The 9058-nt window shown below is 54.2% G+C and carries 7 protein-coding genes; 1 reads left to right on the top strand and 6 read right to left on the bottom strand.

The window, feature by feature from the left end; all coding sequences use genetic code 11:
• The coding region (locus tag VFU66_RS14250; RefSeq protein WP_326446934.1) for a hypothetical protein at positions 1 to 1069 on the top strand (1069 nt) is incomplete at its 5' end.
• On the opposite strand, the gene VFU66_RS14245 is transcribed toward VFU66_RS14250, so the two are convergent.
• From VFU66_RS14245 to VFU66_RS14220, 6 genes are all read right to left on the bottom strand, one after another.
• Positions 1033 to 2658: a nuclease-related domain-containing DEAD/DEAH box helicase gene (locus VFU66_RS14245; RefSeq protein WP_326446933.1), complete on the bottom strand. Its 1626-nt coding sequence runs from the start codon at positions 2656 to 2658 to the stop codon at positions 1033 to 1035. The two genes, VFU66_RS14250 and VFU66_RS14245, sit on opposite strands and share 37 nt — an antisense overlap.
• Positions 2627 to 3934 (bottom strand): sigma-70 family RNA polymerase sigma factor, encoded by a 1308-nt coding sequence (locus tag VFU66_RS14240; protein ID WP_326446932.1) that lies wholly within the window; start codon positions 3932 to 3934, stop codon positions 2627 to 2629. Before VFU66_RS14240 ends, VFU66_RS14245 begins: the two co-directional genes overlap by 32 nt.
• Position 3935: 1 nt before the next feature.
• The gene (locus VFU66_RS14235) at positions 3936 to 5798 is read right to left on the bottom strand and encodes a DNA cytosine methyltransferase (RefSeq protein ID WP_326446931.1); all 1863 of its coding nucleotides are present in this window, start codon (positions 5796 to 5798) and stop codon (positions 3936 to 3938) included.
• Positions 5799 to 5853: 55 nt separating this feature from the next.
• Positions 5854 to 6921 (bottom strand): nucleotidyl transferase AbiEii/AbiGii toxin family protein, encoded by a 1068-nt coding sequence (locus VFU66_RS14230; protein ID WP_326446930.1) that lies wholly within the window; start codon positions 6919 to 6921, stop codon positions 5854 to 5856.
• On the bottom strand, positions 6918 to 7652 hold the full coding sequence (locus VFU66_RS14225; protein ID WP_326446929.1) for a DUF6088 family protein: 735 nt from the start codon (positions 7650 to 7652) through the stop codon (positions 6918 to 6920). Before VFU66_RS14225 ends, VFU66_RS14230 begins: the two co-directional genes overlap by 4 nt.
• A gap of 216 nt (positions 7653 to 7868) precedes the next feature.
• On the bottom strand, positions 7869 to 8987 hold the full coding sequence (locus VFU66_RS14220; protein WP_326446928.1) for a tyrosine-type recombinase/integrase: 1119 nt from the start codon (positions 8985 to 8987) through the stop codon (positions 7869 to 7871).
• Positions 8988 to 9058 lie beyond the last annotated feature (71 nt).

The following is a 9058-nucleotide window of genomic DNA, read 5'->3' as shown; positions in this document are numbered from 1 at the left end:
TCTTAATCAAGTCGAACTCGCTGGAGGAGGGGCTAGAGCGCTGGACTGGCTTCTTGCAGGAATGCAGGAACGGCGGTTAACCGAGTCGAAAGCGAGCAATGATCCCGATTCAATCAGAACGCTTCTGAAATCTAGAGGGTTTGATGAATCGATAATCGAGACAATGGTTGCAGCCGTCCCTGTTTCTAAAGAGTCTGCCTTGAGCCTTTCCAAGCTCACGGCGCCGGTTCGTGAGCAGGCACAATTGCAGGCCCGTCAGATCGCTCTCGCTACGTTTGAGAGCCGACAGGTAATAGCTGATCTCCGCGCAGGTACGGAGTCAGAGGCATTGAAAGAGGTCTACGATGTGTTCTATCCACAGGCTTTAAAGGAAGCGGGTCTAGATCGAGTCGAATTGATTGATCGATTTCCTGTTCTTACTGCCCAATACGGATACACCCGGGGAGCGACTAAGCCTGGTGAGGCAAGATTGCGAACCTATCGTGAGGTGAATGGCGATTATGCCCTATATGGCGAACTTGCTCAGACAGAAGCACTTTTTGTTAGGCTGAAGCCATTACAGATTCACCACTGGCTGAAGAGTATCGGATTCACGCTACCAGTCGCGAGGGACGACGGCTCCGCGTCTATCACCATCCTAGAAAATACTCATCTGGCGACACCTCGGGAATCTTTGGATGAAGTTCTTCTGAAGCTCATCCACTCCTATGCCCACTCAATGATCCGGCGTGCCTCAATTTACGCTGGCATCGAGCGCAGCTCCTTGTCTGAGCTAGTGCTCCCATACGCCTTCGGGTTCTTCGTTTACGCACCGGCAAAGGGCGACTTTGTGTTGGGCGGTCTACAAGCGTTGTTTGAAACCGAACTTCACTTGCTACTACACGACGTTATAAATGACGACCAACGATGCGCATTGGACCCAGGCTGCCAAGATAACGGAGCAGCTTGCGCTGTGTGCTTGCACTTGGGAGAACCGTCATGCAGGCTGTTCAACACCTCGCTTTCGAGAAATGTCTTGGCCGGCGGTGATGGTTACTTAGATTTAACGGCTGCTGACGCGATCCAGTGAAGATGCTGCTGCTGCGCTTGGGAACCAACGACGACTAGGACAGAGCGCGCGCGGCTCATTCCGATATACCCAGATACCTGCAGACTGTAGGCATCGGTTTCCGCTAGAACCAGAACAAGCGCTTCCGATTCAAGACCCTTGAACCGGTGGACAGTTTCAACCGGAACACCCTTGCTCTTCCAAGATCCGAAAGAATAACTTCCTATGGTGTGCGACCGAAGACTTGCAACTGTACTCGCTGACACGCAGAGTACGACGATGTTGTGTGGGCCGAAACCGCTGTCTAGTAGCGCTTCAACCGCATCCAGTACAGGTCCGACTCCCTGAGCGTGGTCACTAAAACGCCAACTGGGCAGTGGGCCAGATGCTCCGTTCGGGGTTATGTGAGCTCCAATTGCCTGAGAGACCTTCTGGGCTATCGGTTCCGTATTGCGGAGATTGACCGTTAACTCCCAAACAAAGGGATATTCCGCCTCTTGGATTGACTGGCGCTGCCGCAAATCCTGCTTGAGGTCAGCGAAGACAAAAAAGGGAGCATCAGCTGGGCTGTTGAGAAGAAGGCGCAAAGTGTCAAGCCAAAGCGGTGCGAAATCTTGAGCTTCGTCAACAACGATTGCATCGAAGTGCTCATCATTTTTCTCTATAGCTTGCAATAGTATGTCGGGAGCCGCCACCTCCCACCATGAGTCGTCCTGGTTCGGCACGATCGGGATTCCGGCCTTCCGTGCTTCACGCATACAAAGGGAATGAAACGTCGATACGACTAAGCGCTCACTCCCTTTAAGCGCCTCGGAAAGCTGATTCCCAAGAAGTTCGTTGTAACAGACCAATAGCGTTCGGAAGCCATCTCGCGCGAGTTGCAGGGCACAAGCGATGGCCAATACCGTCTTGCCCGTACCTGCCCCTCCAACTATCAAGCCACCGCGATGAGCGCGCAGGCCAGCGAACACTGATATCTGTTCCGCAGTGAGAGTGAGTACTCGTTTCTCTGCTTCCCCGGATTCCACCGCCAGACTTCTGTTGATCCTAATCGTTGGTGCAAGAAGCGCTACAAGTTGTCGCAACTCTTTTTCGCTGAGGGTAGAGTCTAGCTTCCAGTGCTTTACACATCTCCCTATCGAGCTTTCAATCCTTTCGAGCTCCGGCATCGCTAACGTGATCGCTGGGCTAGCCATTGGTCCAATGACCGGCAACGTCGATAGATGGGGGAAAACAACTGCATGACCAACTCGGACCAGCCCTGTGAACCCCCTCGCAGCAAGCCATGAGACCAATGCATGCTTCGACGCCGTTGCTTGTTCGTACGGATTTTTAATTGTACGAACGTGTCCATAACGATCTGTCGTGCACCAACGTCCGTTTTCTACTTGTATCCCGCCGCCCTTCACCTCTAGGACGATAAGGCCTTTTTTCGGATGAAGCAGTAAGAAATCTGCCTCCCCATCACCTTGGCGACCATCCCTTAAGGACTGCCAACTGACGTGATGCAACACTGTCCACTGCGATGACAAACTTCTCAAGCATGAAGCGACGATCCTTTCAGAGTTCTCTGAAGGATCATCTGCCCCAAGTCCGATATACTCCGCCATGATCGATCGCCTTTTCGTATACCGTTCTTTGGAAGACCGGCTTGAGTTTGTCCAGCGCCTTGTCTTGAATTTGTCTAACGCGCTCTCGGGTCAACCCGAACTTTGCCCCAATTTCTTCAAGAGTATGCTCACCTGAGTTCCCGAGGCCGAACCTGAGGAATAGGATTCTAGCTTCCCTTTTCTTCAGCCTCTCTTTTATCAAGCGATTCAGCTCCCTTCGGTAGGTGATGTCGAAAGGTGACGGCGTTTGCGTATCCGCTATGAAGGAAAACGTTGTCGCATTGCCGTCTCCAGCAGTGCCCTCACCAACCGGAGCGTCGCCGTCGGTGCATTCCGTCGCCGCGACTGTCCACATAAACTCGGCGAGCCGCTGTGTTTCCATTCCCAAGGCTCTCGCCACCAAATCTAATTCTGGCTCCTCTCCATTAGGTCCAGATAGTGTTCTAGTGGCTTTGCGTATCGCTTTAATCTTCTCAACGACGTGAACCGGTAGTCTAACAGTCCTATCGCTATCCGCAATTGCACGATGAATCTTTTGATTGATCCACCAGGTTGCGTACGTCTTGAATCTGAAACCCATCTCCGGGTCATAGGATTCCGTGGCACGAAGGAGTCCAAGAACGCCCTCTTGAAATAGATCGTCTCCATTGAGGTGTTTCGTATAGGCAAAGTGTGCCGCAGTCTTTCGGACATAGCGAATGTTGCTCTCCACGAATCTCACCTTGGCTAGCGCCGCTTCTTTTCGTAAACGGGAAATGTACGGCTCGTCATTTGAGCTCTCAGAGATTCCGGCACGGAGCGCCAGCTGAATCTTTCGACCGAGTTCTTTCTCATCAGATTCCGATAGGAACGTCGGGCCGCCTAAGGGGACTATTTTTATAGTTGGTTCTGAAGAGTTGGCGACTGCAGCGTCGTCATCATTCTCAATGATGACGACTCCATCGGAGACTAAGCACCTTTCAATCTCAATACATTCAGCAACACTGAGTTTCCGACGAAAACACTGTCTTTCTAAATCAGTTCTCAGCAACTCGCCATCTGCCCTTTCGGCGTCTGACCGAAGGACACTAAGAGTTTTATTTACGGAGTCTGAACGAACGATTTCATCGGAATCTTCTACGTGGATATCATCGTCGACATCGAGATCAGGTAAATCCTCGACTAGTGACAAGAGACTTGCAGCGAGGGGAGTCCCAGACGGCTCCTCTAGCCAGTCAGGTTCGTTTGAATCTCCTGGCGTTTCAAGATAATTAAGATTCTCATCGGAGGTAAGCATTTCAGAATGCACCATCCGGTCTAGCTGCCAACCTGTGGCTGCTCGGCGTGTCTAAGGCATGTACCGCTGCTCGAAAGCGGAAATCTCCGACGAGTGCGGCCTTTTGCTGGATACTCACCAAGTCAGCCGTCGATTTCGATCTCGCTGGAGCTTTTGAGTCGAAATCTTTAGTACTCGCTTTCTGTTTATCGGAGGCAACTTGATTGAAGAAACTGCCAACGATGAAGCCTGCCAGGATGGAGTAGGAGTGCTGGACAATTTTCGGCGAGGTCTGACCCACTGCCAAGTCATAACCGCATCGCTTTAGCACGAGTTGGTTGATTTCAAGCTTGTCGCCGGTTGCCTCAAGACTCTCTTTGATGAGGCCCGCCGTTCGACCAAGTATGTCTGTGATCTCAAATGGTCCCACGCCAGATCGCCGACGCGTCCAAGTATCCTGTATCTGCTTGGGAGAGTTCGTTCCCAGAAGAGATTTTAGATGAGAGAGGTCATGATCGATGCCGTTTACCCCAGACTCTAATTGAAGGAACTTCTCAATGCGTCGATACAAATTCCCGTCCAACCGAATATTTTTTATGTCTGTAGATGGCCCATAAAAAAACCGTACTCTCCAGCGAACTCCTGACTGTCCGAATTCGTTCGCAAGTTCGAACCGCATTCCACTTTTGAAGCGAAGTCCAGGGATTGCCGCCCTAAAGCGCCGCTTTGCTGGATACGATTCTGTCACCTTGTGCGGGGGCCCAGAATTGGGAACATGCACAGCCTTAAGTTTGCTCAGTATGCGAGGCGCATTGCTCAGCTTTCTCATGACGCTCGCGCATGTCGCTTGGTCGCTCGCCATTCCAACCATGAAAGAGAAGAGGGGTGGTACTGCATTACCGATCATCTTCACCTTGGAAGAATGACTCTTCGCTAGAAATTGATAGGTCAGAGGAAAGCTTTGGAGCGAAGCTCGTTCTCGAACCGTCAGACGCCGCACTTGGCAGCTTACTGGATCATTTATTACGATGCTCTCTCGTGAAACGCGGGTGCAAGTAGCCGTTACAGTCCGTGCAGGCACATCCATACGATCCGGAAATGACATGTCGTTATAAACGGGATGATAGAGCTTGGCCTCCCTATTCATACGAAGCTGCTCGGTGTCGAGGTATGGTTCGGGTTCAGTTTCAGAAACTTTAGTCCGTGGAATCGGATATCCCCATACTGGATCAATTACGCTGTTTGGTCGGTTCAAACTCTCAATGACACAACCCAAGCTGCGCTCCGAACAGATGCTTTTGTAGGAATCCAGAACTCCAAACGGGAAGTGACCTACCAGACACCGATGACGCGATTGCGGAAGTCCAAATGACGCGAAGTTAACAACATGAACGTCAGGCTTCAAGTGCCGAAATCGAAACAACGGATGACCCTTGGTCATGAGTCCATCTCGAATCATTGGAGCAATCCGAGGCACATTTTCCAAAATCCAGTAGCACGGACGAAGATGATCGACTATCTGGAGAAACCGAACGATGTCCTTCAAGCCTTCGGCAAGGTCACCGCCCCCGCCGCGATTGGAAAACGAAAACTCCGTACATGGCGGACTTCCAACTACCAGATCAATTTGGCTGGGTAAACTTCCTAACGATAGCTTCCGCACATCAACCGGTTTGTGGGATTTGGATAGGTTGGCGTTATATGTTGCGACGGCTTCAGGCCAAATTTCATATGCACCGACGACATCGATGCCGGCTAGTTTCAAGCCGAGACTCCAACCGCCAATCCCCGAATATAAGTCAATTGCTCTCAATAGCTTACCTATACCGCTTCGTCGAGCAGCTAAGCGAGCCGAGCGTTGGCGGGGTAATGCCGACTGTACCATATATGCGCGCTCAAGTATGCCGCAGCTCGAATTGACACTATGCCCCTTAGCGAATCTAAATCGCAGCGTGTCCCCGATTGATTCGCTGCTCCAACTCTGCGATGGCTCCAACCACCGCGTCCACAGAGGGTATCGGGCCGAAGACCATGCCCGACATGGCCTCATAGTCCCGCCGCAGGTCGTTGAGCATCCCGTCATGCGGGGTCAGGGCGAAGCTGCCGGGAACGGCGGAGGCTAGGTCGAAATCAGGCCGGTTGAAGAACATCCGCGCATGGCGCACGCAGTCCTCGGCCATCTCTGTATCTTCCGTTGCCTTTCGGCCTATCTCCGAAGCCAAGAGCCGGTAGACATCGTAGTAGTGGCGCGAGACGCGCTGCCCGCCTCCCTTCAGTTCGCCACGATGGTCCCACCAGCGGCGCAAGCCATGCAGGATAACAACCTTGTCCCAAAAGGTACGGCCAGGGTCAACGGTGGTCACATTGCCGACCGCCAAATTTAGGCTTGGAAGATCATCCGCGATGTATGGCTTTACGACGACCGGAGCATGAGGGTCGAGGGCGGACTTCGCACCCGATTCGATCTTGATGGCGCGACGGATGTATTCATTTCCGTCCACGGTCGAGGTGGGATACCAAAGAAGCAAACTCTGGCCGTCGGGGTCAGCGGGATCGGGTTCCACACGTGCGCGATTCGTGTTCAGGTTTGCGGCCTGGAGTGTCTGGCGTAGCAGCGCGCTTAACCGCTCCAGCATCGGGCCTTGGATGTACGCCTGGCAAGCGGCTTTGATGGCCTCTAAGCGGGCGTTGCGTTTCTTGCCGCTCAGAGCCTCCAACTCCGCGAAGGTTGCGGGCTGTCCAATATCTTCCCTGAAAACTGTGATGTCGATATCTTCGGAGAAGCGTTCGATCAAGCCGTAGCCTTTGGAGAGCGAGGTTCCGCCCTTGAAGAGCAGGCGTGGGCCACCGGCCTCCAGTTCATTGAAGAGCGCATCGAGCGTCCAGCAAACCCAGAAGTCTTTTTCGATGTTCTGCTCGTTGGTGCGGAGCCGGTCGGCAGCACCAACAAAAAGGTCGCGGCGCTCCTCGTCGCTCGCGGCCAGTACGGTTTGAAAACCCTCGGTCATCGGCTGCTCGAATTCCTCGCCCTCTTCATGATAGGTGCCGGTGCCGGCGCGCGTCTGGAGGACTTCGCTTTCTCTGCCGCTGGCGACACTCCAGCGTTCGCCTGCTGGAACAGGTCGCGCACGATTATCCGCATCCACTCTGGCAGCGCCGACAGACCGCTGCGCAAGTCGTCCTGAATGGCCTGTCCATGGTCGGGGTCTTTGAGGATGGTAACAAGGCGCTTGCGGAGACTTCCGTCGTCGGACGGAAGCATATCGCGCAGCCAATGGAGCGCCTGCACGAAGCGCATGGCGGGACGGCCCGCCCAGTAGAGGCGGCTGGGTGCGGCGGCCTGAAAGTCGAGAGTCAGGTTGCCGAGCGTGATGGGCTGCAAGCGGCCATCGGTGAGCACGCCGATACGCGCCGGAACGGCATCGGTGAGTCCAAGATCGTTGGCGGCGGTGAGGCCATCGACCACCACCCGCACCTTACCCTTACGGGTCAGCGCGTCGATCACGTCGCGCGGGTTGGGGTAGGTGTGCTTTCCGGTGAGCCGATTGTCCTGGGGGGTGTCGTAGAAGCCGCGTGCAATTCGCCGTAAGCTTCGGGAGGCAACCAGCCGGTGGAGGGCCTGATCGACCGCAGTACGCGGTCCAAGGTCGGCAAAGTCCTCCGGGATCCAGACGCGCGGCTGCGCCGGGGCGGAGATACGATCCCGGATGGCGGCTGGAATGCTGGATACAGTGGACATAGGCAGTCTCATGTCAGATAAATGCAACAAACTTCTGACTACCCCAGTATAGCTTTATGTCAGAAAAATGCAACAAACTTCTGACTATGATTCCCGCCTTCGCGGGAAAGCGCTGCATACGTTCGTATGCTGAGCGCCCTGCAATACTGGCCCCGGTGCCGGGCCTAAGCGGGGCCGGTTCCGGTCCCAAACACGCCAGGATGTGGCAGGAATGATCTACGCTTCCTCGGCCAAGCGGATGGCCTCCACTCTGCCAGAGCCTTTCTTTGAAACCGGCTTCTTCTTCGGACACGGCCTCATGATGTTGATGGCGGCGGCATCGAGCTGTGTCTTCAAATGGGCTGCATAGTATTTCTCAATCATCTCAACACTAGTCCGACAGTTCTTAGCAATCTGATAAATGTCGGCACCTTCAAGCAGGCGCAGGCAGATGTAGGTATGGCGCAGGCTATAGGCAGTTCGCGGCCTCCCGTCGCGGTCGGTGCGAAGCTTTTCTTCCTCAAGAATTGCGTTGAACAAATCGCGTGGCCATTTCGGAAACAGAAGATCGGTGGGTCCCGGCTCGTGCCACTCGCCGTTGGCTATTGATGCGGTACGGCTGCCAGATCTTCCCGGCCCTCCGTCTGGACGCAGGCGAGCCTTCAGCCGCTTGAACGGGCGCACTGCACCCTCCGTGCTCTTGCAATAGCCTACGCCTCGCTTTCCACGTACTTCGATCTCAAGAATGGTCTGGCCGCTACCTTCGTCTTTAACTACCGTGACATCGCGGAACTGAAGACGCATCGCCTCGTCGGGACGGAGGCCGGTATTGGCGGAGAACAGAACATAATCGTGAAGCTGTTCCGCCTCCCAACGAAAACGGGGCTGCTTGGGATCATGCGCACGTTTCCGCGTTGCCTCGTAAAGCTGTTTGTACTCTTCCGGTGAGAACCATGCTCTGTGAGAAATCTTGGCCGACGCCCTATATGGCGCTGACAAGTCCGGTAGATGCTCGATCCATCCGTGCCGCAGAGCCGTTTTGAAAATCTGGCGTAACGTCACGACCTCCTGATGCATGGTGTTGTGCGCTGGCGGCTTGCCGCGCAGCGCCTTAGATTCCTCAAGACGATGGATGCGATATTCATTGACCTTGCCCGCCGTGATCTCGGGAAGAACCATGCTGCCGAAGAATGGAATCAGGTAGCCGTTAGTCCTCGCGTGCTGTCCGCGCGCATAGGTTGCACTCCGCTGCCCCTGCGTCATGATGTCGAACTCGCGCAGGTACAACTTCGCAGCTTCGCGGAACAGTTTGCCGCTTTTCAACTCTCCGTCGCGGAGTTTGCCGCGCAACTGCAAGTACCAGTCTTCTGCGAACTCTTTCGCTTTCGAGAGGCTGTCTTCTTTGGTGGTGGTGCGCCGGTTCTTTC

The sequence above is a fragment of the Edaphobacter sp. genome, assembly GCF_035763405.1.
In the GTDB taxonomy this organism is placed as follows: domain Bacteria; phylum Acidobacteriota; class Terriglobia; order Terriglobales; family Acidobacteriaceae; genus Edaphobacter.
Note: the sequence above shows the minus strand (reverse complement) of the source record. Positions and strands in the feature narration are given on the sequence as shown.

Bases quoted from the DNA above. Each gene is read 5' to 3' on its own strand.
- VFU66_RS14235 (WP_326446931.1), bottom strand. From the start codon at position 5,798: ATGGTACAGTCGGCATTACCCCGCCAACGCTCGGCTCGCTTAGCTGCT.
- VFU66_RS14240 (WP_326446932.1), bottom strand. From the start codon at position 3,934: ATGCTTACCTCCGATGAGAATCTTAATTATCTTGAAACGCCAGGAGAT.
- VFU66_RS14230 (WP_326446930.1), bottom strand. From the start codon at position 6,921: ATGACCGAGGGTTTTCAAACCGTACTGGCCGCGAGCGACGAGGAGCGC.
- VFU66_RS14225 (WP_326446929.1), bottom strand. From the start codon at position 7,652: ATGTCCACTGTATCCAGCATTCCAGCCGCCATCCGGGATCGTATCTCC.
- VFU66_RS14245 (WP_326446933.1), bottom strand. From the start codon at position 2,658: ATGGCGGAGTATATCGGACTTGGGGCAGATGATCCTTCAGAGAACTCT.